Origin of the sequence: Streptomyces sp. PA03-3a (genome assembly GCF_033792735.1) — a bacterium.
Taxonomy (GTDB): Bacteria; Actinomycetota; Actinomycetes; order Streptomycetales; family Streptomycetaceae; genus Actinacidiphila.
Map to the genome: position 1 here is coordinate 18,449 of NZ_JARAVM010000051.1, position 24,717 is coordinate 43,165.

22 protein-coding genes and 1 pseudogene are annotated in these 24,717 nt (G+C 74.2%); 11 read left to right on the forward strand and 12 right to left on the reverse strand.

Annotation, left to right across the window (positions count from 1 at the left end; translation table 11 throughout):
• Positions 1-7: 7 nt before the first annotated feature.
• Genes PV342_RS37130 through PV342_RS37140 form a run of 3 tightly spaced genes read left to right on the forward strand, consistent with a single transcriptional unit; the run spans position 8 to position 2,871 of the window.
• The gene (locus PV342_RS37130; protein ID WP_400802574.1) at positions 8-1,147 is read left to right on the forward strand and encodes a 5-(carboxyamino)imidazole ribonucleotide synthase; all 1,140 of its coding nucleotides are present in this window, start codon (positions 8-10) and stop codon (positions 1,145-1,147) included.
• A 32-nt stretch (positions 1,148-1,179) separates the two neighbouring features.
• Positions 1,180-1,683, forward strand: a complete 504-nt coding sequence (gene purE, locus PV342_RS37135; RefSeq protein ID WP_051102095.1) for a 5-(carboxyamino)imidazole ribonucleotide mutase — start codon at positions 1,180-1,182, stop codon at positions 1,681-1,683.
• 3 nt (positions 1,684-1,686) lie between these two features.
• A complete protein-coding gene (locus PV342_RS37140) occupies positions 1,687-2,871 on the forward strand; it encodes a dipeptidase (protein ID WP_392603854.1) in 1,185 nt (394 codons plus the stop codon).
• Between the two features lie 59 nt (positions 2,872-2,930).
• On the opposite strand, the pseudogene PV342_RS37145 reads toward PV342_RS37140, so the two are convergent.
• From PV342_RS37145 to PV342_RS37155, 3 genes and pseudogenes are all read right to left on the reverse strand, one after another.
• Positions 2,931-3,531 (reverse strand): annotated as a pseudogene (locus tag PV342_RS37145) (hypothetical protein); the annotation flags it as partial.
• Between the two features lie 200 nt (positions 3,532-3,731).
• Entirely contained in the window at positions 3,732-4,232 is a 501-nt protein-coding gene (locus tag PV342_RS37150) for an ATP-binding protein (RefSeq protein ID WP_361000718.1), read from the reverse strand.
• Between the two features lie 141 nt (positions 4,233-4,373).
• Positions 4,374-4,742 carry an STAS domain-containing protein gene (locus tag PV342_RS37155; protein WP_500320568.1) on the reverse strand — a complete coding sequence of 123 codons (369 nt, stop codon included), beginning with the start codon at positions 4,740-4,742 and terminating at the stop codon, positions 4,374-4,376.
• Between the two features lie 198 nt (positions 4,743-4,940).
• Between PV342_RS37155 and PV342_RS37160 the strand changes: the two genes are divergently transcribed.
• Positions 4,941-5,825 carry an RNA polymerase sigma factor SigF gene (locus PV342_RS37160; RefSeq protein ID WP_018559736.1) on the forward strand — a complete coding sequence of 295 codons (885 nt, stop codon included), beginning with the start codon at positions 4,941-4,943 and terminating at the stop codon, positions 5,823-5,825.
• A 157-nt stretch (positions 5,826-5,982) separates the two neighbouring features.
• On the opposite strand, the gene hutI is transcribed toward PV342_RS37160, so the two are convergent.
• The 4 genes from hutI to hutU are packed head-to-tail and all read right to left on the reverse strand — an operon-like array spanning position 5,983 to position 11,406.
• A complete protein-coding gene (gene hutI, locus PV342_RS37165) occupies positions 5,983-7,155 on the reverse strand; it encodes an imidazolonepropionase (protein WP_400802579.1) in 1,173 nt (390 codons plus the stop codon).
• Positions 7,152-8,510, reverse strand: a complete 1,359-nt coding sequence (locus PV342_RS37170) for a formimidoylglutamate deiminase (protein WP_400802913.1) — start codon at positions 8,508-8,510, stop codon at positions 7,152-7,154. Before PV342_RS37170 ends, hutI begins: the two co-directional genes overlap by 4 nt.
• Entirely contained in the window at positions 8,507-9,694 is a 1,188-nt protein-coding gene (locus tag PV342_RS37175) for an allantoate amidohydrolase (RefSeq protein WP_386988779.1), read from the reverse strand. Before PV342_RS37175 ends, PV342_RS37170 begins: the two co-directional genes overlap by 4 nt.
• Positions 9,695-9,711: 17 nt before the next feature.
• Positions 9,712-11,406, reverse strand: a complete 1,695-nt coding sequence (hutU, locus tag PV342_RS37180) for a urocanate hydratase (protein ID WP_018559740.1) — start codon at positions 11,404-11,406, stop codon at positions 9,712-9,714.
• A 199-nt stretch (positions 11,407-11,605) separates the two neighbouring features.
• On the opposite strand from hutU, the gene PV342_RS37185 reads away from it, so the two are divergent.
• Complete coding sequence (locus tag PV342_RS37185; RefSeq protein ID WP_400802582.1) at positions 11,606-12,895, forward strand: type III PLP-dependent enzyme domain-containing protein; 1,290 nt, start codon at positions 11,606-11,608, stop codon at positions 12,893-12,895.
• A gap of 27 nt (positions 12,896-12,922) precedes the next feature.
• Here PV342_RS37185 and PV342_RS37190 read toward each other — a convergent pair whose 3' ends face one another.
• Positions 12,923-13,519 (reverse strand): hypothetical protein, encoded by a 597-nt coding sequence (locus PV342_RS37190; RefSeq protein WP_400802584.1) that lies wholly within the window; start codon positions 13,517-13,519, stop codon positions 12,923-12,925.
• 134 nt (positions 13,520-13,653) lie between these two features.
• On the opposite strand from PV342_RS37190, the gene PV342_RS37195 reads away from it, so the two are divergent.
• The 3 genes from PV342_RS37195 (at position 13,654) to PV342_RS37205 (ending at position 16,511) form a co-directional block, all read left to right on the forward strand.
• The gene (locus PV342_RS37195) at positions 13,654-13,863 is read left to right on the forward strand and encodes a ferredoxin (RefSeq protein WP_018559743.1); all 210 of its coding nucleotides are present in this window, start codon (positions 13,654-13,656) and stop codon (positions 13,861-13,863) included.
• Positions 13,853-15,217 (forward strand): NAD(P)/FAD-dependent oxidoreductase, encoded by a 1,365-nt coding sequence (locus PV342_RS37200; RefSeq protein WP_386988611.1) that lies wholly within the window; start codon positions 13,853-13,855, stop codon positions 15,215-15,217. Before PV342_RS37195 ends, PV342_RS37200 begins: the two co-directional genes overlap by 11 nt.
• 73 nt (positions 15,218-15,290) lie before the next feature.
• Positions 15,291-16,511: a cytochrome P450 gene (locus tag PV342_RS37205; protein ID WP_018559745.1), complete on the forward strand. Its 1,221-nt coding sequence runs from the start codon at positions 15,291-15,293 to the stop codon at positions 16,509-16,511.
• Positions 16,512-16,529: 18 nt separating this feature from the next.
• On the opposite strand, the gene PV342_RS37210 is transcribed toward PV342_RS37205, so the two are convergent.
• Both PV342_RS37210 and PV342_RS37215 read right to left on the reverse strand, forming a co-directional pair.
• On the reverse strand, positions 16,530-17,405 hold the full coding sequence (locus PV342_RS37210; protein ID WP_386988608.1) for a MurR/RpiR family transcriptional regulator: 876 nt from the start codon (positions 17,403-17,405) through the stop codon (positions 16,530-16,532).
• A gap of 75 nt (positions 17,406-17,480) precedes the next feature.
• Complete coding sequence (locus tag PV342_RS37215) at positions 17,481-18,833, reverse strand: acyl-CoA synthetase (RefSeq protein ID WP_500320572.1); 1,353 nt, start codon at positions 18,831-18,833, stop codon at positions 17,481-17,483.
• Positions 18,834-18,919: 86 nt separating this feature from the next.
• On the opposite strand from PV342_RS37215, the gene PV342_RS37220 reads away from it, so the two are divergent.
• Positions 18,920-19,366 (forward strand): hypothetical protein, encoded by a 447-nt coding sequence (locus PV342_RS37220; protein WP_386988602.1) that lies wholly within the window; start codon positions 18,920-18,922, stop codon positions 19,364-19,366.
• Positions 19,367-19,780: 414 nt separating this feature from the next.
• Here the strand turns inward: PV342_RS37220 and PV342_RS37225 are convergent, their stop codons facing one another.
• Both PV342_RS37225 and PV342_RS37230 read right to left on the reverse strand, forming a co-directional pair.
• Complete coding sequence (locus tag PV342_RS37225) at positions 19,781-20,602, reverse strand: inositol monophosphatase family protein (protein WP_500320574.1); 822 nt, start codon at positions 20,600-20,602, stop codon at positions 19,781-19,783.
• 355 nt (positions 20,603-20,957) lie between these two features.
• Complete coding sequence (locus PV342_RS37230; protein WP_329191155.1) at positions 20,958-22,343, reverse strand: cystathionine beta-synthase; 1,386 nt, start codon at positions 22,341-22,343, stop codon at positions 20,958-20,960.
• Between the two features lie 201 nt (positions 22,344-22,544).
• Between PV342_RS37230 and PV342_RS37235 the strand changes: the two genes are divergently transcribed.
• Both PV342_RS37235 and PV342_RS37240 read left to right on the forward strand, forming a co-directional pair.
• Positions 22,545-23,384 (forward strand): helix-turn-helix transcriptional regulator, encoded by an 840-nt coding sequence (locus PV342_RS37235; RefSeq protein ID WP_018559751.1) that lies wholly within the window; start codon positions 22,545-22,547, stop codon positions 23,382-23,384.
• Between the two features lie 116 nt (positions 23,385-23,500).
• Complete coding sequence (locus PV342_RS37240; RefSeq protein WP_329191154.1) at positions 23,501-24,526, forward strand: SGNH/GDSL hydrolase family protein; 1,026 nt, start codon at positions 23,501-23,503, stop codon at positions 24,524-24,526.
• Positions 24,527-24,717: the final 191 nt, after the last annotated feature.

A 24,717-nucleotide genomic window follows, 5' to 3' on the forward strand; every position in this document is an offset into this window, starting at 1 on the left:
GGTGACTGTGACATTCCCCGTAGTCGGCATGATCGGCGGCGGCCAGCTCGCCCGTATGACCCACGAGGCGGGCATCCCGCTCGGCATCAGGTTCAAACTCCTCAGCGACACACCCGTGGACTCCGCGGCCTTGGTCGCCGGTGAGGTCGTGGTGGGCGACTACCGCGACCTCGGCACCTTGCGCGCGTTCGCCGCCGGTTGTGACGTGATCACCTTCGACCACGAGCACGTCCCCACCGAGCACCTGCGGGCGCTGGAGGCCGACGGCATCGCCGTCCGCCCCGGGCCCGAGGCGCTGGTGCACGCCCAGGACAAGGGCGTGATGCGGGCGAAGCTCGACTCCATCGGCGTGCCCTGCCCGCGGCACCGCATCGTCTCCGACCCGGCCGACGTGACGCGCTTCGCCGAGGAGGGCGAGGGGTATCCGGTCGTGCTGAAGACGGTGCGCGGCGGCTACGACGGCAAGGGCGTGTGGGTGGTCCGCGACGAGGCCGGCGCCGCCGAGCCGTTCCGGGCCGGCGTGCCGGTGCTGGCCGAGGAGAAGGTCGACTTCGTACGGGAGCTGGCGGCCAACGTCGTGCGCTCCCCGCACGGGCAGGCGGTGGCCTACCCGGTGGTGGAGTCCATCCAGGTCGACGGCGTGTGCGACACGGTCATCGCCCCGGCGCCCGAGCTGCCGGAAGCCCGTTCGTCGCAGGCCCAGCGGCTCGCGCTGACCATCGCCAAGGAGCTGGGCGTGGTGGGTCACCTCGCCGTGGAGCTCTTCGAGACCCGGGACGGCCGGATCCTCGTCAACGAACTGGCCATGCGCCCGCACAACAGCGGCCACTGGACCCAGGACGGCGCCATAACCTCGCAGTTCGCCAACCACCTGCGCGCGGTCCTCGACCTGCCGCTCGGCGATCCGCGCCCGCGCCAGCCGTGGACGGTGATGGCGAACGTGCTCGGCGGTGACTACCCCGACATGTACGCGGCGTACCTGCACTGCATGGCGCGGGACCCGCAGTTGAAGATCCACATGTACGGCAAGGACGTGAAGCCCGGCCGCAAGGTGGGCCATGTCAACACCTACGGCGACGACCTGGCCGAGGTGCGCGAACGCGCCCGGCACGCCGCCGACTACCTGCGAGGGACGATCCAAGAGTGAGCAATCCCGCTGGGCCGCTGGTCGGCATCGTGATGGGTTCCGACTCCGACTGGCCGGTCATGGAGGCCGCCGCGCAGGCGCTGGACGAGTTCGAGGTGCCCTACGAGGTCGACGTCGTCTCCGCGCACCGCATGCCGCGCGAGATGGTCGCGTACGGCGAGCAGGCCGCCGAGCGCGGCCTCAAGGCGATCATCGCGGGCGCCGGCGGCGCCGCGCACCTGCCCGGGATGCTGGCGTCGGTGACTCCGCTGCCGGTGATCGGCGTGCCCGTGCCGCTGAAGTACCTGGACGGCATGGACTCGCTGCTGTCCATCGTGCAGATGCCCGCCGGTGTCCCGGTCGCCACGGTCTCGGTGGCCGGAGCCCGCAACGCGGGCCTGCTCGCGGTGCGCATGCTCGCCGCGCACGACACGGAACTGCTGGAGCGCATGCGGCACTTCCAGGACGAGCTGAACCAGCAGGCCACCGAGAAGGGCAAGCGCCTGCGTGCCAAGGTGGAGGGGTCGGCCGGCTTCGGTTTCGGAGGGAAGAAGTAGTCCATGGACCTGCTCGCACGCGCACAGGAACTGCTCGCCGCCCACCCCGTGGTGGACGGACACAACGACCTCCCGTGGCGATTGCGCGAGCAGGTCCGCTACGACCTCGAGCGGCGTGACATCGCCACCGACCAGTCCGCCCACCTGCACACCGACATCCCCCGGCTGCGGGCGGGCGGCGTCGGGGCGCAGTTCTGGTCGGTGTACGTCCGCAGCGACCTCACCGGGGGCGACGCGGTCGTCGCCGTCCTGGAGCAGATCGACTGCGTGCTGCGCCTGGTCGACCGTCACCCGGACGCGCTGCGCCTGGCGGTGACGGCGGACGACATGGAGGCCGCCCGCGCCGAGGGCCGCATCGCCTCCCTCATGGGGGCCGAGGGCGGCCACAGCATCGCCAACTCCCTGGGGGTGCTGCGGATGCTGTACACGCTGGGCGTGCGCTACATGACGCTCACCCACAACGACACCATCGACTGGGCGGACTCGGCCACGGACGAGGCGCGGCACGGCGGCCTGACCGCCTTCGGCGAGGAGGTCGTCCGCGAGATGAACCGCCTCGGCATGCTGGTCGACCTCTCCCACGTCTCGCCCGGCACGATGCGGGCGGCGCTGCGGGTCAGCGAGGCCCCGGTGCTGTTCTCGCACTCCTCCTCGCGCGCAGTGTGCGACCACGTCCGCAACATCCCGGACGACGTCCTGGAGCAGCTCCCCCGCAACGGGGGCGTCGCGATGGCCACCTTCGTGCCGCAGTTCATCCTGCCGGCGGCCGCCGAGTGGATCGTCGGCGCGAACGAGAACATGAAGGCCCACGGCCTGCACCCGCTCGACCAGTCGCCGAAGGCCCAGGCCGTCCAGGAGGCCTACTCGGCCGCACACCCCCGGCCGCTCGCGGACATCGGCACCGTCGCGGACCATCTCGACCACATGCGCGAGGTCGCCGGCGTCGACCACCTCGGCCTCGGCGGCGACTACGACGGGGTCGTCCACCTCCCCGAGGGCCTGGGCGACGTCTCGGGCTATCCGCGGCTGTTCGCCGAACTCCTGCGCCGCGGCTGGTCCGAGGACGACCTCGCGAAGCTGGCATGGCGGAACGCGGTCCGCGTGCTGCGCGACGCCGGATCGGTGGCGGCGGGGCTCGCGGGCAAGCGCGGCCCCTCCACCGCCTCGATCGAGGACCTGGACGGCTAGGACGGCACGCGGCCCCTCCGTCGGCCGCCCCGGCCCGGCGTGCGCGCGGCGTCGCCGGGTCAGCGCCGCAGGCGGCTCCACGGGGTGAAGGTGAAGCCCGCACCGCCGGGGAGGAGCGCCGTCCCGGCGACGAGGGCGGGGGCGTGCAGGGACGCCCGGTCGGAGGCACCGGTGTCGGCGAGGCCGCCGGAGGTGGTGGCCGTGCCGCCGGACGTGCCGGACGACCCGCCGGAACCGCCGGTGATACCGCCCTCCTGCCCGGTGACGTCCAGGGTCAGGGAGACCCCGGGGTCCTCGTTGGGGGTGCAGGTCGTGGTGGTGCCGAGGGCCTCGACGGTCAGGACGCCCGGGGTGAGGGTGGCCCTCCCGTCGTGGGCGGGTGTGTAGGTGCCGGTGAGGTCGGGGATCTCGATGGGGTCGCCGGCCTTGATGGGGTCCTTGTTGGTGGGGCCCTCGACGGCGACCTCGCCCTGGTCCGCGCCGCCGCCTCGACCTTCATCGAGGGTTTGACGGAGTCGGCGGGTACGTGGGCCGGGCTGCCATGACGGACTCGCCGAAGTGGACGACGAGGTCGTGGGCGCCGCCCTTCTCCTCGGCGTTGATCTGCACCGGCGAGACCGCGCTCTTGTCGCCGATCGGCGTCCTGCAGTCGTACGTGACGTCCCCGACCGTCGCGTACGCGGCCGGGGCGCCGCCGAGAACGGCCGCCTGCCGCCATGACGGCGACAGCGGTCGACGCCGCGGCCGCCTCGCGCTTGGGGAGTGACACCAGATGCCTCCCTTCCCCCAGAAATTACTGACGCTCCATCAGGTGTGAGGCGACAGCACGCCCGGGAGGGAAAGAGGGGAAGACATCCGGCTCAGGCGGGGGAGGCGACCTCGGCCCAGACCGTCTTGCCCGGCCGGCCGTCGGCGTGGCGCACGACCCCCCAGTCCAGGCAGAGCCGCTGCACTATGAACATCCCGTGCCCACCGGGGCGTCCGGCCCGGTGCGGGGTGCGCGGGGCGGGGCTGCCGGCGCCGCCGTCGGCGACCTCCAGGCGCAGGGCCTTGGCATGCCGGAACAGCCGCAGCTCCTCGGGACCGCCCGCGTGCAGGCAGGCGTTGGTGACCAGTTCCGACACCACCAGCAGGACGTCCTCCGCCGCCGCACGGCGGTCCGCGGTGTCGGCCGGCAGCCAGCCCCAGTCGTGGAGTGCGCGGCGGGTGAAATCACGCGCGCTGGGCACCACGCCGGCCACGTCGGCGAGTGACAGCCGACGTGCCTCGCCGTCCTGGTCGGCCTGACCGCGCGGCGGCACTTCCGCATCGCCCGGGTCCGGGCCGCGGTCGTCGGCCGCAGGTGGCCGGGTGGTGCTCATCAGCGCCTCCACTCACCGATGTCCGGCAGTGTCCGAAGTGATCCCGAGATCTCTCCTGCCCGGGCCGCTCCGGTGAACACCTCCGGGTGCGGACGAAACAGGGCGTGCCGTGGCGCCCCCCTGAGGAGCCGCCACGGAGGGTCACTCCTTGAGTGCGTCGTCCAGGGTGTCGTGGACGGTGAACACGGCCTCGGCGCCGGTGATGGCGAACACCTTGGCCACGGCCGGCTTCATCCCGGCCAGATGGACCGCACCGCCCGCGGCCTCGACCTTCAGCCGGGTGCCGAGCAGGACATTGAGTCCGGTGGAGTCGCAGAACTCCAATTGCGTGCAGTCCACCACGAGGGTGCCGAAGCCGTCCTCGATCAGGGTGTCGAGGGGCTCGCGCAGCAGGTCGGCCGTGTGGTGATCGAGCTCACCGGCGGGCGCGACGACCGCTTTCGTGCCGTACCGCTGCACGGAAACGTGCAGCCGGTCACGCCCGGTCGTGTCCACCGTCTCGCGGTCCATGCACACTCCTCCCGGACGACTCGGCGATCCGCTTCTCGCACCCTACGCGCTTCCTGACCTGGGTGGTAGTCGCTCCGGCGGCGTCCGCAGATCGGTGGCCCCCGGGTTGCAATATCCATGCCGAACGGGGTAGGCGTTGAGTGTGGGCTGAATTTCACGCTCCGCTTGCCCTGCCGCCGCACCCCGAGGGAGGAGAGCATGGCACCCCGTCTCGACGCGCACGACGCGTCGGCGACCACCGAGGCCGGCGTCCACGAGGAACACGGAACACCGGAGGGCCTGGAGGACCTCCCGGAGATCCCGCCCTTCGACGAGGTGGGTCCGGTCGACGCACGGGCCCTGTCCAAGACGCTCTTCCAGCGACTCGAGACGCTGGAGGAGGGCACCCAGGAGTACAGCTATGTACGCAACACCCTGGTCGAGCTCAATCTCGCCCTGGTGAAGTTCGCCGCCTCCCGGTTCCGCTCCCGCAGCGAGCCGGTCGAGGACATCATCCAGGTGGGCACGATCGGGCTGATCAAGGCCATCGACCGCTTCGAGCTGAGCCGCGGGGTCGAGTTCCCCACGTTCGCGATGCCGACCATCATCGGCGAGATCAAGCGCTTCTTCCGCGACACCTCCTGGTCCGTGCGGGTGCCGCGGCGGCTGCAGGAGCTGCGGCTGGACCTGGCCAAGGCCGGTGACGAGCTCGCGCAGCAGCTGGACCGCGCGCCGACCGTCGCCGAGCTGGCCGACCGGCTGCAGATCACCGAGGCAGAGGTCGTCGAGGGCATGAGCGCGAGCAACGCGTACACCGCGAGCTCGCTGGACGCCCAGCCCGAGGAGGACGACACCGAAGGGGCGCTCGCCGACCGCATCGGCTACGAGGACCATGGTCTGGAGGGGATCGAGTACGTGGAGTCCCTCAAGCCGCTGATCGCCGAGCTCCCGGCGCGCGACCGGCAGATCCTCTCGTTGCGCTTCGTGGGCAACATGACGCAGTCCGAGATCGGCGTCGAGCTGGGCATCTCCCAGATGCATGTGTCCCGGCTGCTCAGCCGCACCCTCGGGCGTCTGCGGCGGGGGCTGCTCGTGGAGGAGTGACCCGCTCCCTTCCCCTTCCCCTTCCCTTCCCGGTACGGCGCGGTGGGCCCGGTGAGACTTCCCTCACCGGGCCCTCGGCGTTCTCAGGACCGGCCCGTGGCGCCGGCGCCGGCGGGCGGGGGGTGAAACGGCCGCACCCGCCCGCGCCCGGCGCGGGTCAGATCGATTCGCGCACCCCGCGCCGCCACACCGCGGACACCAGCGGCACCCCGGGCCGGTAGGCGAGGTGGACGTGCGACGGGGCGTCCAGCACGACCACGTCGGCCCGCGCGCCGGGCGCGAGCCGTCCGACGTCGTCCCGGCGCAGCGCCAGCGCCCCGCCGAGGGTCGCGGCCCGCACCGCCTCGTCGGGCGTCATCCGCATGTCCCGTACCGCGACGGCCACGCAGAAGGGCATGGAACTGGTGAAGGAGGAGCCGGGGTTGCAGTCCGTGGACAGCGCGACCGTCGCGCCCGCGTCGATCAGCCGGCGCGCGTCGGGGTAGACCGCGCGGGTGGAGAACTCGGCGCCGGGCAGCAGCGTCGCCACCGTGCGGCCGCTCGCGAGCGCGTCGACGTCGGCGTCGGTGAGGTGGGTGCAGTGGTCGGCGGAGGCCGCGTCCAGCTCCACGGCGAGCTGCACGCCCGGACCGTGGCCGAGCTGGTTGGCGTGCACCCGCGGGACCAGGCCGCGGGCGGCGCCGGCGGTGAGGATCGTGCGGGCCTGGTCGCCGTCGAAGGCGCCGCGCTCGCAGAAGACGTCGACCCAGCGGGCGTACGGGGCGCAGGCGTCGAGCATGGGGCCGGTCACCAGGTCGACGTAGCCGGCCGGGTCGTCGGCGTACTCGGGGGCGACGATGTGCGCGCCGAGGAAGGTGACCTCGTCGGCGTGGTCGCCCGCGATGCGCAGGGCGCGGGCCTCGTCGTGCGGGGTGAGGCCATAGCCGGACTTGGTCTCGATGGTGGTGGTGCCCTGGCGCAGGGCCTCGGCGACGTAGCGGGCGACGTTGGCGTGCAGCTCCTCGTCGCTCGCCGCGCGGGTGGCGGCCACGGTGGTGCGGATGCCGCCGGCGGTGTACGCCTGCCCGGACATGCGGGCGTTGAACTCGCGGGTGCGGTCGCCGGCGAAGACCAGGTGCGAGTGGGAGTCGACGAAGCCGGGGATGACCGCCCGTCCGGCCGCGTCGTACGACTCGTCCGCGGCGGGCGCCGCGGCGGAGGGGCCGACCCAGGCCACGTGCTCGCCGTCGATGACGAGCGCCGCGTCCTCCAGCAGCCCGAGCGGGCCCTGCCCGAGCGCCGGGTCGTTGGTGACCAGGCTGCCGATGCGGGTGATGACGCTGCTGCTCATGACGGGGTTCCTTCGGCGGCGGGGACGGCGGAGATCGCGGCTCCCAGGGCCGCGCCCACGTCGTGGACGAGCTGATGCGCGCCGTCGCGGACGACGTGGCGGCCGCCGACCACCGTGTGGCGGACGTCGGCCCCGGTGGCCGCGAAGACGGCGGTCTCGGCGCCGAGCCGGGCCGGGGGGCCCGCGGTGCGCGCGCTGTCCAGCGCGATCGTGGTGAAGTCCGCGAGCGCGCCCGCCTCCAGCCGCCCCGCGTCGGCCCAGCCGAGTGAGGCGTGCCCGTCGGCGGTGGCGGCGCGAAGCAACTGGGCGGCGGTCCAGTGCCCGCGGGTGCGGGTGCGCAGCCGCTCGTCCAGCTCCATGGCCCGCGCCTCCTCGAACAGGTCGATCACGGCGTGGCTGTCGCTGCCGAGGCTGAGCGGGCTGCCCGCCTCCTGCAGCCGCTTGGCCGGGCCGATCCCGTCGGCGAGGTCCCGCTCGGTGGTGGGGCACATGCAGATCGTGGTTCCGGAGCCGCCCAGCAGCGCGATGTCCTCGTCGGTGAGGTGCGTGGCGTGGACGGCCGAGGTGCGCGGGCCGAGCACGCCGTGGTCGGCGAGGAGCCGGGTGGGGGTGACGCCGTGCGCCGCGTGGCAGGCCTCGTTCTCGGCGGGCTGCTCGGACAGGTGGACGTGCAGCGGCGCCTGGCGGTCCTCGCTCCAGCGCACGACGGCGGCCAGCTGGTCGGCGGGGACGGCGCGCACCGAGTGGACCGCCGCGCCGATCCGCGCGTGCGACCGGTCGGCGAGGGCGTCGGCGCGTTCGGCCCAGGCCTCGGCGTCGCCGTCGCTGAAGCGCAGCTGGTGCGGCTCGGGGGCGGCGCCGAAGCCGGAGGAGAGGTAGACGGTGTCGAGGAGGGTGATCCGGATGCCCGCCTCGGCGGCGGCGGCGATCAGTGCCTCGCCCATGGCGTTGGGCTCCGCGTAGGGCGCGCCGCCCGGCCGGTGGTGCACGTAGTGGAACTCGCCGACGCAGGTGATGCCGGCCAGCGCCATCTCCGCGTAGGCGGCGCGGGCGAGGTCGAAGTACGTGTCGGGGGTGAGCGCGGCCGCCACCCGGTACATCGCCTCGCGCCAGGTCCAGAAGGTGCCGCTGCCCTGCTGCACGGTGCCGCGCAGGGCCCGGTGGAAGGCGTGGCTGTGGGCGTTGGCCAGGCCCGGCAGGGTGAGCCCGCGCAGCGTCACGGCCCCGACGGGCGGCGCGGCGGCCCCGGTGCGCACGGCGGCGATCCGGCCGTCGGCGGCGGTGTCGACGACCACGCCCCGTTCGACGCGGCCGCCCGTCCACGCGTACTCGGCCCAGTAGCTCTGCGGCGTCAGCGACACGCCAGGCCCTCCAGTACGTCGGCGAGTGCGGTCACCCCGGCCAGGCAGTCGTCCTCGGTGGCCGACTCGGCCGGGGAGTGCGAGACCCCGGTGGGGTTCCGCACGAACAGCATGGCGGTCGGGACGGCCTCGGAGAGGATGCCGGCGTCGTGTCCCGCCCCGGTCGGCAGCACGGGCACTTCCCCCAGCAGCTTGACGAGCTCGTCGCGCAGGTCGTGCGCGAACTCCACGACCGGGGTGAAGGACTCCCGGGTGACCTCGACCCGGACGCCGTCGCGCTCGCCCCGCTCGGCCGCGGCGCGCTCGATCTCGCCGACGACCTCGGCCAGGGTGGCCTCGTCGGCGGCGCGCGAGTCCAGCCAGCCGCGCACGAGGGAGGCGATGGCATTGACGCCGTTGGGCTCGACGCCGACCTTGCCGAAGGTGGCCAGCGCCCCGGCGAGCCGCGCCTTCTTGCGGGCGGCCAGCACCGTGTTGGCATAGGTCAGCATCGGGTCGCGGCGGTCCTCCAGGCGGGTGGTGCCCGCGTGGTTGGCCTCGCCGTGGAAGTCGAACCGCCAGCGGCCGTGCGGCCAGATGGCGGAGGCGACGCCGACGGCGTGCGGGGTGTCGGCCAGGGCGCGGCCCTGCTCCACGTGGAGTTCGACGAAAGCGCCGATGCGGGCGAGGCGTTCGGGGTCGGGGCCGATCGCCTCGGGGTCGTGCCCGGCGCGTTCCATGGCCTGCGCGAGAGTGACGCCGTCGCCGTCGCGCAGCTCCCGGGCCTTCCCGGCGGACAGCTGACCGGCGGTCAGCCGGGAGCCGACGCAGGCCAGCCCGAAGCGGGCGCCCTCCTCGTCGCCGAAGTTGACGATCGCCAGCGGCCTGACGGGGGCGGCGCCGCGGGCGCGCAGCTCGTCCAGCGCCGCGAAGGACGACACGACGCCGAGCGGGCCGTCGAAGGCGCCGCCGTCGGGTACCGAGTCCAGGTGCGAGCCGGTGACGACGGCGTCCCCCGCGGTGGCGTCGCCGAGCCAGGCCCACTGGTTGCCGTTGCGGTCCAGCTCGTACGCCAGACCGCGGCTCTCGGCCTGCGCCCGGAACCAGGCGCGGCAGTCGGTGTCCGCGCCGGTCCAGGCGTAGCGGCGGTAGCCCCCGGAGCCGGAGTCGCGGCCGATGGGCCGCAACTCCGCCCACATCCCGTGGAACGAGGAGGTCACGCCTCCCCGCCTTCGGCGCTCTCGGCGCCCTCGCGCATCGGAACCCGCACACCGCGCTCGGCGGCGACCTCCTCGGCGCGCTCGTACCCGGCGTCGACGTGCCGGATGACGCCCATGCCCGGGTCGTTGGTGAGCACGCGGCGGATCTTCTCGCCCGCCAGCTTGGTGCCGTCGGCGACGGTGACCTGGCCGGCGTGGATGGAGCGGCCGATGCCGACGCCGCCGCCGTGGTGGATGGAGACCCAGGAGGCACCGGAGGCGACGTTGACCATGGCGTTGAGCAGCGGCCAGTCGGCGATGGCGTCCGAGCCGTCGAGCATCGCCTCGGTCTCACGGTACGGGGAGGCCACCGAGCCCGCGTCGAGGTGGTCGCGGCCGATGACGACCGGGGCGGCCAGGGTGCCGTCGGCGACCATCTCGTTGAAGCGCTCGCCGGCCTTGTCGCGCTCGCCGTAGCCGAGCCAGCAGATGCGCGCGGGCAGGCCCTGGAAGTGGACCCGCTCACCGGCCATCCTGATCCAGCGGGCCAGCGACTCGTTCTCCGGGAAGAGCTCCAGGATCGCCTTGTCGGTCTTGGCGATGTCGGCCGGGTCGCCGGACAGCGCCGCCCAGCGGAAGGGGCCCTTGCCCTCGCAGAACAGCGGGCGGATGTAGGCCGGGACGAAGCCGGGGAACGCGAACGCCCGCTCGTAGCCCGCGAGCTGGGCCTCGCCGCGGATGGAGTTGCCGTAGTCGAAGACCTCGGCGCCCGCGTCCATGAAGCCGACCATGGCCTCGACGTGCTTCGCCATCGCCTCGCGGGCGCGCTGGGTGAACTCGGCGGGCTTCTCGGCGGCGTACGAGGCCATGTCCTCGAAGTCGACGCCGATCGGCAGGTACGCCAGCGGGTCGTGGGCGGAGGTCTGGTCGGTGACGATGTCGATGGGCGCGTCCATGGCCAGCAGCTGCGGCACCAGCTCGGCGGCGTTGCCGAGGACGCCGATGCTCAGCGGCTTGCGCCGGTCGCGGGCCTCGGTGGCCAGCGCGAGCGCGTGCTCCAGGGAGTCTGCGCGCACGTCCAGGTAGCGGTGCTCGATGCGGCGTTCGATGGCGCGCGGGTCGACGTCGACGCAGATCGCGACGCCGCCGTTCATGGTGACGGCGAGCGGCTGGGCGCCGCCCATGCCGCCGAGACCGGCGGTGAGGGTGATGGTCCCGGCCAGGCTGCCGCCGAACTTCTTCTCGGCGACGGCGGCGAAGGTCTCGTAGGTGCCCTGGAGGATGCCCTGGGTGCCGATGTAGATCCACGAACCGGCCGTCATCTGGCCGTACATGGTCAACCCCAGCGCCTCAAGGCGGCGGAACTCCTCCCAGGTGGCCCAGTCGCCCACGAGGTTGGAGTTGGCGATGAGCACGCGCGGCGCCCACTCGTGGGTCTGCATGACGCCGACCGGGCGGCCGGACTGGACGAGCATCGTCTCGTCCTGCTTGAGGCTCTGCAGGGTGCGCACCATGGCGTCGAAGGATCGCCAGTCGCGGGCGGCCTTGCCGGTGCCGCCGTAGACGACCAGCTTCTCGGGGTGCTCGGCGACCTCGGGGTCGAGGTTGTTCTGCAGCATGCGCAGCGCGGCTTCCTGCTGCCAGCCCTGCGTGGTGAGCGCGCTGCCGCGCGGTGCGCGTACGGTCCTCGCTCCGGCACCGGTTCCGGTCATGCCCCTGCCTCCTCGCGACTGGATTGAGTCATTCACATCCTGGTCTGCTGAATAGCACTAGTCAACCGGGTCGCCGTGCCTCTCCTGGGCCTGCCGTGGGGACGTTCCGGGTCACATGTCCCCTCGGAAGGTCGTACCCGCCCGGGGCCCGCCCCTCACGGGCCCGCCCCGGCCGGCCCGGGCCTGACACGATGGCCGTATGACCGAGGAACCTGCGGCACGACGGGAACGGGCACTGCGCGCGGCGGTCGAGCGGGGACTGATCGGCCCCGACAGGCCCGTGGTCGGACTGCTCGACCTGGACGGGGTCCGGGCGGCCGCCGCCGATCTGCGGGCGGCCTTCGCCACCCCCGGGGTGGAGGTCACCCACACCTTCGCGGTCAAGGCGGCCTCGCTGGTGCCGGTGCTGCGGCTGCTGTCCGAGGAGGGCATCGGCGCGGAGGTCGCCAGCCCCGGCGAGCTCGCCCTGGCCCGGGCGGCGGGCGTACCCCCCGGCATGATCGTGCTGGACTCCCCCGCCAAAACCCCGGACGAACTGCGGCAGGCGCTCGCCCTCGGCATCGCCCTCAACGCCGACAACCCGCAGGAGCTGGCCCGCCTGGACCGGCTGGTGCCGCCCGGCACCACCGCCGCCCCGCTGGGTCTGCGGGTCAACCCCCAGGTCGGCGCGGGCAGCATCGGGGCGATGAGCACGGCCACGGCCACGTCGAAGTTCGGCGTCGCCCTGCGCGACGAGGGCGCGGTGGACTGGGTGGTCCGCGCCTACCTCGACCGGCCCTGGCTGACCCGGCTGCACACCCACACCGGGTCGCAGGGCGTGCCCCTGGAACTGATGGCGGCCGGCGTCCGCGCGGCCCACGAGCTCGCCGAGCGGATCAACACGGCGGCCGGGCGGCGGCAGGTCACCACCCTCGACATCGGCGGCGGCCTGCCGGTCAACTTCGCCTCCGACGAGGTGCGCCCGGGCTTCCGTGCCTACGCCGACGCACTCCGCGCCGCCGTGCCCGGGCTCTTCGACGGGCGGTACGCCCTGGTCACGGAGTTCGGCCGCTCGCTGGTGGCCAAGCAGGGCACGATCCTGGCGCGGGTGGAGTACGCCAAGCGCGCCGGGGGCCGCGCGATCGCCGTGACGCACGCCGGCGCCCAGGTCGCCACGCGTACGGTCTTCGCGCCCGGCGCCTGGCCGCTGCGGGTGCTGGCGCTGGACCCGAAGGGGCGGCCCAAGGACGGCGAGCCGGTCGTCCAGGACGTCGCCGGGCCGTGCTGCTTCGCGGGCGACCTCGTCGCGACGGCGCGCGAGCTGCCGCTGCTCGCCGAGGGCGACCTCGTGGCGCTGCCCGACACGGGGGCGTACTACTTCTCGACTCACTTCGCGTACAACTCACTCCCCCGCCCCGCCGTCCACGGCTACTCCGGGCCCGGGCCGGCCTTCAGCACCCTGCGGCGCGCCCAGACCCTCGAGGACCTCGTACGGGAGAGCGGCGGCTGAACCGGCGCCGCCCGTCACCCGGACGGCTCAGCCCGCCGCCGCCGCACGGCGGCGGGGGGAGCCGCCGGGACCGGCGTCGCCGGCCACCGGCCCCGTGGCCTCGTATCCGGGGACGGACCGGGCGGCCGGACCGCGTCCCGCGTGCTCGGGCCGGACCCACAGCAGCGTGTCGTGGGCCCGCTCCCAGCGCCCCAGGCGCACCGCCTTCGCCCACAGCCCGGCCCCGGCCCCCGCGAGCAGCATCCCGGCCGCCGCCGGCGCCGCGGCACCGGACGCGAGGGCCGCCACGAACGCCCCGAGCAGCCACCACCGGCGGGCCCGGACCCACGCGCGCGCGGTCACCCGGCGGTCCTGCAGGAAGACGCTCCGGGGCGCACGCTCGGCCGTCTCCGCGAGGGCCGTGTACCGCCGCCGGCGCGCCAGGAAGGCCACCACGGCGGCGACCACGAAGAGCGCCGCACCGCCCAGCACCCCGATGCGGCGGCCGGTCAGTCCTGGCACGAAGACCCCGACGCCCGCGGCCACGACCCCCAGCCACCACAGCCACCGCCCCGGCACCCGTACCAGGACCGCCACCCGTGCCAGCACATACGCCCCACGCACCACCGCTGCCTCCTCCTCCACGGCTCGATCCGAGAGTGCTGGGGAGGGAGGTTACTCACGGAACATCAGAATTCCGTGAGAACGGCACCGCGTGCGGGGCTCGGGAGGCAGTGATACCACTGAAACCAGGGGCCTCTGGGGCTGGAGTGGTGCGTATGAACATCGTGGTCGACCTCAATCGCTGCCAGGCCTACGCGCAGTGCGCGTTCCTCGCTCCCGAGGTCTTCGAGCTGCACGGCGAGGAAGCGCTGCTGTACGTCCCGGCCGTACCGGAGGACCAGCAGGAGCGCGTCCACCGGGCCGCGGTGGCGTGCCCGGTGCAGGCCATCCTCACGGGCGGGGCGGCTGGTGCCGATGTCCGGTGAGCTGCGCGACGGGCGCATCGTCGTCGTCGGCGCGTCCCTGGCCGGTCTGCGGGCCGCCGAGACGCTGCGCGACGAGGGGTTCGAGGGCTCGCTGACCCTGGTGGGCGACGAACCGCACCCGCCGTACGACCGGCCGCCGCTGTCCAAGCAGGTGCTGCTCGGCCGGGTGCCCGCGACGGCGACCGGGCTCCCCGCGCGCCGCCCGGTGGACGCGCAGTGGAAGCTGGGCGTCGCCGCCGCGGGGGTCGACGGGATCGGCAAGCGGGTCTTCCTCGCGAACGGCGAGGAGGTGCCGTACGACCGCCTGCTGATCGCCACCGGCACCCGCGCGCGCCCCTGGCCGAACCCCGCCGAGGCCGCCCTGGACGGGGTGTTCGCGCTGCGGACCAGTGACGACGCGGCCGGGCTCGCCGAACGGCTGGACGCCGGGCCGCGGCGGGTGCTGGTGATCGGCGCCGGGTTCACCGGCTCGGAGATCGCCTCCGCCTGCCGGGAGCGGGACATCCCCGTGACCGTGGTGGAGCGCGGCCCCGCGCCCCTGGTGGGCGCGCTCGGCGGGACGCTCGCCGCGGTCGCCGCGGAGATGCACCGCAGGCACGGGGTCGACCTCCGCTGCGGGGTGCAGGTCACCTCACTGGAGGGTGACGGCCGGCTGACCGGCGCCCGTCTCTCGGACGGGAGCACCGTCGAGGCGGACGTGGCCGTGGTCGCCCTCGGCGCCGTCCGCAACACCGAGTGGCTGGCCGAGTCGGGGCTGGCCGCGGGCCCGCGCGGCGTGACGTGCGACGCCGGCTGCCGCGCCTTCAACATGTACGGCATCGTCACCGACGACGTGTTCGTCGCCGGAGACGTGGCCCGCTTCCCGCACCCGCTCTTCGGCTACCAGCTGATCGCCCTGGAGCACTGGGGCAACGCGGTCGCGCAGGCCGAGGTGGCGGCGCACAACATGGTCAGTACGGGGCCCTTCCGGCGGCCGCACCTGGCGGTGCCGACCTTCTGGTCCAGCCAGTTCGGCCACAACATCAAGTCGGTGGGCGTGCCCACCTACTCCGACCAGGTCGTCGTCGCCCAGGGCTCGCTGCGCGAGGCCCGGCTGGTCGTCGTCTACGGCTACAAGGGCCGGATCACGGCGGCGGTGTCGGTGAACCGGGCCAAGTGGCTGGACTACTACCAGAACCTGATCGAGACGGCCGCGCCGTTCCCGCCCGAGCCCGGGGCCGCCGACCGCACCGCCCCGATGATCCCCCTGCCGTCCGACGTGCCCGACCCGGCTGTGCTCTCGCACGGCCCGACGGTCGCCCTCACCGGTCATCTGCCGGACCGGCGCCTGACCCTGGTGCGTCCCGGCGGCTGAGGCCGCCGCCGACCGCACCGCGGACGGGCCGTGGCAGGACGCCGGGGCCCCCGACGACGAGGAGCCCCCGCGCATGGCTGCGGACACGCTGTTCCGAAGGATCACCGACTACGCCAGCCGGCCCGATCCGTACCCGCTGTACGCCGAACTCCGCGAGAGCAAGGTGGCGCCGCAGGACGACGGAAGCTATCTCGTCGGCACGTACCACGAGATCACGGCCCTGCTCCACGACCCGCGGATCAGCTCCGACCGGCGCCACCGCAGCGACCCGGAGGAGGCCCGGCTGGCCGCGGAGCTGGCGCCGTCCTTCATCGGCCTGGACGACCCCGAGCACGACCGGCTCCGCCGCACCACGATGCGGCCCTTCGGCCCGCCGCACACCCCCGGCCGGGTGGACGCCATGCACGGTGAGATCGTCCGCATCGCCGACGAACTCGTCGCCGGGCTCCGCGGCAAGCAGCGCGTCGACGTCGTCGACGACTTCGCCTACCCGCTCCCCGTCACCGTGATCTGCCGGCTGCTGGGCGTGCCCCCGGAGGACGAGCCGAAGTTCCGCGGCTGGTCCGACGCGATCGTCGGCGGACTGGACCTCAACCCCGACCAGGACCCCACCGAGCGCACGCAGGCCGCGACCGAGGCCCGCCGGGCGATGGGCGTCTACCTGGGCGGGCTGGCCGAGGGGCGGCGTGGCAAGCCCTCCGACGACCTGCTGTCGGCGTTCGTCAACGACCAGGACCCGGCCGGCGGGCTGACCCAGATCGAGCTGATGGTGACCTCGGTGCTGCTGCTCGTCGCCGGGCACGAGACCACCGTCAACCTGATCACCAACGGGATGCTCACCCTGCTGCGCCGGCCCGACCAGCTGGAGCTGCTGCGCCGTGAACCGGCCCTGATGCCGCAGGCGGTGGAGGAACTGCTGCGGTTCGAGCCGCCCGTGCAGATGCTGCCGCAACGCACCCCGCTGGTGGACGTCGAGGTCGCGGGGGTCACCGTGCCCAAGGGGGCGCCGCTGATCCTCGTGCTCGCCTCGGGCAGCCGCGATCCGCAGCGGTTCCGCGACCCCGACCGGTTCGACCCGCAGCGCACCGACAACCAGCACCTGGGCTTCGGCAGCGGCGTCCACAGCTGCTTCGGGGCGCCGCTGGCCCGGCTGGAGGCGCAGATCGCCCTCACCGCCCTGCTGCGCGCCCTGGACGGCCTGCGGCTGGTGGACGACCCGCCCCCGTACCGGCGCAGTCCGGTGCTGCGCGGTCCCCGCCATCTGCTCGTGGAGCACGACGGGGCGCGCGCCTGACCCCGGGCCGGGCGCCGGTCACTCCACGAACAGGCCCTGCGCCGCGGCTTTGGCGTCGAACTCCTCCAGCCGCGCCTGCGCGTCCGGCAGCCCGTCGCACACGGCCTCCAGCAGCACCCGTCCGAGCAGCATCGGCGCGCACGCGGTGTCGAAGGCGAGCCCCGTGCCGACGGCCGCCGGAAGCAGGACGTCGGAGTGGGCGGCGACCGGCGCGAAGGCGCTGTCGGCGACGGTGACGGTCGTGAGCCCGCACGAGCGGGCGTACTCCAGTGCCTCGACCACCTCGCGCGGATGCCGGGGCAGCGCGAAGCACAGCAGGGCGCTCGCTCCGGCCCGTACGGCCGCGTCCACGCGGTCGGCGAGCATGCTGCCGGCCTCGTCGAGGAGGCGGACGTCGGGGTGCACCTTGGCCGCGAAGTAGCAGAAGCCCCGGGCCTGGGCGGCCGCGGCGCGCAGTCCCAGCACGGGCAGCGGCCGGGACGCGGCGAGCAGGGCGCCGGCACGGGCGACGGGGGCCGGGTCGGCGAGCAGCGCGGCGAGGTGCCGCAGGTTCTCGATCTCGGCCTGCACCGCTTCCTGGTACTCGTTGTACGCGTCCCCGGCCGGCTCCCCCTGGGGCCGCGCGGCGGGGGCGACCTCGCGCAGGTGGCGGCGGAGCGCCGGGTAGCCGTCGAAGCCGAGCGCGACGGCGAAGCGGGTCACGGAGGGCTGGCTCACCCCGGCGAGCTCCGCGACCTCGACGCTGGACAGGAAGGGCGCGTCGGCGGCCCGGCGGACGAGGCAGTGGGCGATGCGGCGCTGGGTGGGCGTGAGCCGGTGCGCTTCGAACAGCTTCACCAGACGCGCCGACGCGGTGTCCGTCCCGGCGGCTCCGGTGGCGTTCTCGGTGGCCATGACGCCCTCTCCGCTCGGCCATTCATGTGCCGATGACTCTGCATGATTCCATACAGGAGGGCAAGGCGCCCCGGCTCACGCGGGCGGCAGCAGCTTCTTCTGCGGTTTGCCCATCGCGTTGCGCGGCAGCTCGGTGAGGAAGCGGACCTTGCGGGGGCGCTTGTGCGCCGACAGGTGGCCGGCGACGAAGTCGATCAGCTCCCGTTCACCGACCCCGTCCGCCACCACGTAGGCCACGATCTCCTGGCCGAGGTCGGCGTGCGGGGCGCCCACCACGGCGGCCTCGCGCACCGCGGGGTGGTCCAGCAGGGCGTTCTCCACCTCGCCCGCGCCGATCCGGTAGCCGCCGGACTTGATCAGGTCGGTGGACGCCCGGCCGACGATCCGGTGCATGCCGTCCGGCTCGATCGCCGCGATGTCCCCCGTCCTGAACCAGCCGTCCTCGGTGTACGAGGCCGCCGTCGCCTCCGGCCGTCCCAGGTAGCCGTCGAAGAGGGTGGGCCCGGTGAGCTGCAGCTCGCCGATCTCCGCGCCCGCCTCGGCGGCGATCCGGGTGCGGATCCCCGGCAGTGGCAGCCCGACGGAGCCGGGGCGCCGCTCCCCGGCCGCCCGGGTGCTGATCGTGATCAGGGTCTCGGTCATGCCGTAGCGCTCGACCGGCCGCTGCCCGGTCAGCGCCTCCAGGTCGCGGAAGACCGGCGCCGGCAGCGGCGCGCTGCCGGAGACCAGCAGCCGGGCGCCGCTCAGCGCCCGGGCGGACTCCGCGTCCCGCGCGACCCGGCCCCAGACGGTCGGCACGCCGAAGTACAGGCTGCCGCCCGCCGCCGCGTACGCCTGCGGCGTCGGGCGGCCGGTGTGGACCAGACGGCTCCCGGTGCGCAGCGCGCCGAGCACGCCCAGCACCAGACCGTGCACGTGGAACAGCGGCAGCCCGTGGACGAGGGTGTCCTGGGGCGTCCACTCCCAGGCCCCGGCGAGGGCGTCCAGGTCGGCGGCGACCGCGCGGCGCGGTACGAGGACGCCCTTGGGCGCCCCGGTGGTGCCGGAGGTGTACAGCACCAGGGCCGTGGTGTCCGGGTCCGGCTCGGGACCGTCCCAGGGCCGGCGCTCGGTGAGGACGGCGGGGGGCGCCTGCACGGCCCCGGAGTCGCGCAGGATGTGGTCGCGCTCGGCCGGCCCCGCGTCGGGCGGCACCGGCACGACCGGGACGCCCGCCAGGAGACCGCCGACGACCGCCGCGACCGTCTCCAGGGACGGCGTCGCGTGCACGGCGACCGCCGGGGCACCCGCGACGCGCGCCGCGAACGCGCCCGCGGCGCCGAGCAGATCCTCGCGTGAGCAGGTGCGTCCGTCGACGGTGACCGCGTCCGGGCGGTCGGACGGGGCGTCGTGGAGGGCGGTCAGCAGGCGCGGCACGGGTCCGGTCACGGGACGACCCTACTGGGGGCGACCCCTGAGAAGGTTCGGGGGTTTCCCCCAGTGCCGCCGGGCGGTGCGGTCCGTACGGTGGCGTCATGGACGCCCGTGACCCAGAGCTCAAGAAGGAATTCGCCGCCACCATCCAGGCTCGCAAGGACCTGGGGGAGGAGTACGAGTCGGCCCTCATCGACTCCTTCCTGGAGAAGATGGACCGGCGCATCGACTCCCAGGTCGAGCGGCAGGTGCGCCGCGAACTGGCGGAGAGCCAGACGGCGTTCGCCCGTGCCGGACGCCGGGTCGGCCCGGAGTCGCACGGCCGGGGCGGCAGCCGTTTCGGCGCCCGCTACGGCTTCGGGGCGTTCTCCCTGATCATGGCCATCCCGCTGTCGGCCATCGCGGCCGACAAGGCCGACCTGGCCGGGCTGCTCGTCGCCTGGATCGGCATCGTCGCCGTCAACGCCGCCCATTCGCTGGGGTGGCTGTTCCACGAGCGGAGCGCCGCCCCGCGCCGCGGCAAGGACCCGGACGCCTGGGAGGACTGACCGCCCGGCGGCGGGCGGTCCCCGCTCGGGCCGGGACACCCCCGCGGGTGCCCGCCCGCGGGCCCGGTTCCCGCGCCACCCGGGAATCGTGGGAGAACGTTCGCTGAGCGCGGCGAGGGCGGCCGGGGCTGCGCTCGTGGATGCCGCGGACGCCGCGGCGGCCAAAGACGCGGAGGGATGCCCGCGACGGCGAGGAGTTGCGGTGGTCGATCTCATGTCGAAGACGGTAGGCGGAACGCCGCCCACGAGATGATCTTGCCCGGATCCTGTGGACCGCCCGCAGGTTGTGGACAACCCCGTCACCCTGAAGACGTCACGGCGGGGAGACGACCGCCCCCGGCGGCCCTGGCCCCGTGGCCGCTCTCGGCGGGGCGCACGCGCGCGCCGCGACGCGGGCTCCCGGGTCCGGCGCCGCTACGCGGTGAGCAGCGCCACGACGCGGCGGGCCGCGCTCTCGTCGCGCGCCGCGGCGAAGGGCAGCGGCCCGGCGGCCATGCGGAACGGCAGCCCGTCCGCGCCGAGCACCGTTCCGCCCGCCTCGGCGACCAGCAGGATGCCGGCGGAGTGGTCCCAGGGGTTGTCGTAGGCGTAGGTGGCCGCGTCCAGCCGCCCGAGCGCGACGTCGAGGTAGTCGCAGCCGGCGGAGCCGCTCGCCCAGGGCTTGACGCCGTGCGCCGCCCCCAGTTCGTACAGCCGCCGGTGCTGGTCGTCGGTGAGGTGCGCGGGCCGGGCGCCGGCCACCAGCAGCACCTCGTCCGCGTGCTGCGCGCCGCCGGGGGCCGCCCGCAGCAGCCTGCCGCCCGCGTGCGCGCCCTCGCCGCGCCGGGCGGTGGCGAGGATCCCCTCGACGGGCCGGTACGTCCAGGAGGCGAGCAGCTCACCGCGCGCGGCGAGGGCGACCTGGGTGACGAACGCGGAGTCGCCGCGGACGAAGTTGGAGGTGCCGTCGACCGGGTCGACGATCCAGACGGGATCCTCGCCCAGCAGCGCCCCGAGCAGCGCGGGGTCCGCGTGCACGGCCTCCTCGCCGATGACGCGGGAGCCCGGCAGGAGGCGGGTGAGCGCGCGGGTGAGGCGTTCCTCGACGCGGCGGTCGGCGACCGTGACGAGGTCCAGCGGGCCCTTCTTCTCGTCGACGTCGCCCTCGGCGAGGCGGCCGAAGCGGGCGAGCGCCTCCTCGTCGGCCACGGCGCGTATGGACTCCTCGACGGCTGCGAACGTCTGTGCGCTGATCACGGCGGCCACTCAACCAGAAGAGCGGCCCGCGCGTGGCGCGGACCGCTCTTCCACAGATTGCGCGGGAACCGCCGCACCCCCGGTCACCCGGGGGGCGGGACGACGGCGGTCCCCGCGAGGGACGCGGGCCGGATCAGGGCCGGGTCACGCGTCCTGGGGTCACCATGGAGTCCGGGAGCCGCTCCGGAGGTCCTTGGTGCCACATCCGTGGTGTCGGCCGGGCGACCGGTGCGCCGTCCGCCGACATCCACCAATGTGCCGGAGCCGTGTTAAGGGCGTGCTGCGGGTACGTGACGTGGGTGTACCACTTCCGCGAACCTGCGGCGGAGCCCCCCGGGGGCGCCCCGGGGTGCCGCTACTTCGCCTCCTCGGCGAGGAAGGCGAGCAGGTCCTGGCGGCTGACCACGCCCGTCGGCTTGCCCTCGACCAGCACGATCGCGGCGTCGGCCGAGCCCAGCACGGCCATCAGGTCGCCGACCGGCTCGCCGGAGCCCACCTGCGGCAGCGGCGCGCTCATGTGCCGCTCCAGCGGGTCGTCGAGGGTGGCGCGCTTGGTGAACAGCGCGTCGAGCAGCTCCCGCTCCACGACGGAGCCGATGACCTCGGCGGCCATGACGTCGGGGTGGCCGGCGCCGGGCTTGACGATCGGCATCTGCGAGACGCCGTACTCGCGCAGCACCTCGATGGCCTGGCCGACCGTCTCCTCGGGGTGCATGTGCACCAGGTGCGGGATGCCGCCGTCCTTGCGGTCCAGCACGTCGGAGACACGGGCCTGGCCGGTGCCCTCCTCCAGGAATCCGTAGTCGGCCATCCACTCGTCGTTGAAGATCTTCGACAGGTAGCCGCGGCCGGAGTCCGGCAGCAGGACGACCACCACGTCGTCCGGGCCGAGCCGCTCGGCCACGCGCAGCGCCGCGACGACGGCCATGCCGCAGGAGCCGCCGACGAGCAGGCCCTCCTCCTTGGCGAGGCGGCGGGTCATCTGGAAGGAGTCCTTGTCCGAGACCGCCACGATCTCGTCCGCGACAGTGCGGTCGTAGGCGGTGGGCCAGAAGTCCTCGCCGACGCCCTCGACGAGGTACGGCCGGCCCGAGCCGCCGCTGTAGACGGAACCCTCCGGGTCGGCGCCGACGACCTTCACCCTGCCGTCCGAGGCGTCCTTCAGGTAGCGGCCGGTTCCGGAGATGGTGCCACCGGTGCCGACGCCCGCCACGAAGTGCGTGATCTTCCCCTCGGTCTGCTCCCACAGCTCCGGGCCGGTGGAGTGGTAGTGCGAGGCCGGGTTGTTGGGGTTGCTGTACTGGTCGGGCTTCCAGGCGTTCGGGGTCTCGCGCACCAGCCGGTCGGAGACGTTGTAGTAGGAGTCCGGGTGCTCGGGGTCCACGGCGGTGGGGCAGACCACGACCTCGGCGCCGTAGGCCCGCATGACGTTGATCTTGTCCGCGGAGACCTTGTCAGGGCAGACGAAGATGCAGTGGTAGCCCTTCTGCTGGGCCACGATCGCCAGGCCGACGCCCGTGTTGCCCGAGGTGGGCTCGACGATCGTGCCGCCGGGCTTGAGTTCGCCGCTCTTCTCCGCGGCCTCGATCATCCGCAGCGCGATGCGGTCCTTGACCGAACCGCCGGGGTTGAAGTACTCGACCTTGGCCAGGACGGTCGCCTGGATTCCTGCCGTCACGCTGTTGAGCCTCACCAGCGGGGTGTTGCCGACGAGACTGATCATCGAGTCGTGGAACTGCACCATTGTCTCCGGGTTCTCCGTGATTGTGAGGCCAGGGTAAGCGGTTTTCCCACACGGGGCCGCCCCTGCCGGGACCGGGCCCGGCATGCTTCACATCGGTGTTACGTACGCCCCGGAAGGTCCGGTTGTAGAGTCGCACCGTGGCGCGATCACGACACGTCGCAGTTACGACACCGGGCTTGTACAACCGGGGGGTGAGCAATGCCTGACGAGAAGCACCCGGACACCGCCGACGCGGGCACGGGCAACGCCGACTACGCCGCCGCCCTCAGCGGTCTGGCGGCCGTGGAGTCCGGTCTCGCCTCCGTACGGGAGCGGCTCACGGCACTCGCCGCCGTACGCCCGTCACGGCCGGCCGAGCCGGTGATGCCGGGCGGGATCGCCGAGGTGATCCACGGCGAGGCTGAGCAGCAGCACATGATCGAACAGCTGCAGCGCGAGGCCCGCAAGGAGGTGCTGACCTTCGTGCGGCCGCCGTACGTCGCCGCGGCGGGCAACATCGTGCAGAAGGAGCGGCTGACCGCCGGGGTGGAGTATCGCTCGCTGTACGAGACGACGGCGCTGGTGTACCCGGGTGCGGCGGACATGCCGGGCTTCGTCGAGCCGGGCGAGCTGGCCCGGGCGGCGCCGAGCGTGCCGATGAAGCTGATGATCGTCGACGCCGAGCGGGCGCTGCTGCCGCTGTCCGGCGGCCGCGACCGCTCCGTGGTCTCCTCCGCCGGCCTCCTGCTGCTGCACCCCTCGGTCCTGGTGGACGCGCTCCTGGAGCTCTTCGAGGACCGCTGGCTGCGCGGCACGCCGCTGCGGATGCCCTCGCCCGGCGGGGAGACCGAGGAGGACCCGGAGTTCCCCGACTCCCCGGAACTGGACGAGCAGTTGCTCTCACTGCTGATGTCCGGGCTGCCCGACAAGGCCATCGCCTCCCAGCTCGGGATATCCCTGCGCACACTGCAGCGCAGGATCCGGTCCCTGATGGAGTCCACCGGAACCGCCAACCGCACCCAGCTCGCCTGGTTCGTCGCCCAGCAGCGGCTGACCTGAGTCCGGGCCGCGCAGCGGTTGCGGCGGGCGCCGGACGGGGCAACAAATCGTTGTACGGGTCGGGCCACGGGGGCCCGCACACCCGGCGCGGGAGGTGGACGTTGTCCAGGGCAAGGGTGGCGCGGCGGATCGCGACGGCCGCCGCGTACGGAGGAGGCGGCATCGGGCTGCTGGGCGGCGCCGCGGTCGGCCTGCTGCTGACCGAGGGCGCGCTCGCCCGGCGGGCCGTCGGCGGCTCCGACGCGGTCCCGCCCCGAGCGGACGGCGTCTACGGCGCCGCCTTCGCGCTGAGCACCGACGAGCGGCCGATCGTGCTGGCCCTCGTGGGCGACTCCACGGCGGCGGGCCAGGGGGTGCACCGGGCGAGCCAGACCCCCGGCGCGCTGCTGGCGTCAGGGGTGGCGGCGGTGGCCGAACGGCCGGTACGGCTGGTCAACGTGGCCAACCCCGGCGCACAGTCCGACGACCTGGCCCGCCAGGTCGATCTTCTGCTGGGGTCCGGCCCCGGCACCGCCCCCGGTCTGTGCGTGATCATGATCGGGGCGAACGACGTGACGCGCCGGATGCCGCTCGCCGTCTCGGTGCGGCTGCTGTCCGACGCGGTGCGGCGGCTGCGCGAGGCGGGCTGCGAGGTGATCGTCGGAACCTGCCCCGACCTCGGCACCATCGAGCCGGTCTACCAGCCGCTGCGCTGGATCGCGCGCCGGCTGAGCCGCCAGCTCGCCGCCGCGCAGACGATCGCGGTGGTCGGCCTCGGCGGCCGCACCGTGTCCCTGGGCGACCTTCTGGGGCCCGAGTTCGAGTCACGCCCCCGCGAGATGTTCGGCCCGGACAACTACCACCCGTCGGCCGAGGGGTACGCGACCGCGGCCATGGCGATGCTGCCGACCCTGTGCTCCGCCGTCGGGCTGTGGCCCGAGGAGGACGAGCGCCCCGACGCCCGGCGCGGCGAGGGCTTCCTCCCGGTGGCCCAGGCCGCCGCGGAGGCCGCGGGCGAGGCCGGCACCGAGGTCACCCCGGCCGCCGGCACGGTCTCCGGTCCCCGCGGGCGCTGGGCACTGCTCAAGCGCCGCCGCCGTCGCCGCCTCCCCGACGCGACGGAGCCGGCCGCCACGGCGGCGGCCGAGGCCGCCCAGAACTAGGGCCTCCCGGCGGGGCGCGGGCCCACGGACGGCGGTACGCGCCGCCGCCGTCCGCGAGTCCGCTGCGCCCGCGGCGGGCCCTCTCCCGCCCGCCCGAACCCGGACCACCGGCACCCGCAGGGGCGCCCATCCCCCCGGCCGCCGACCACCGCGGAAGCGCGGGCACGGACGCGCAGGGCCCATGGGCACTC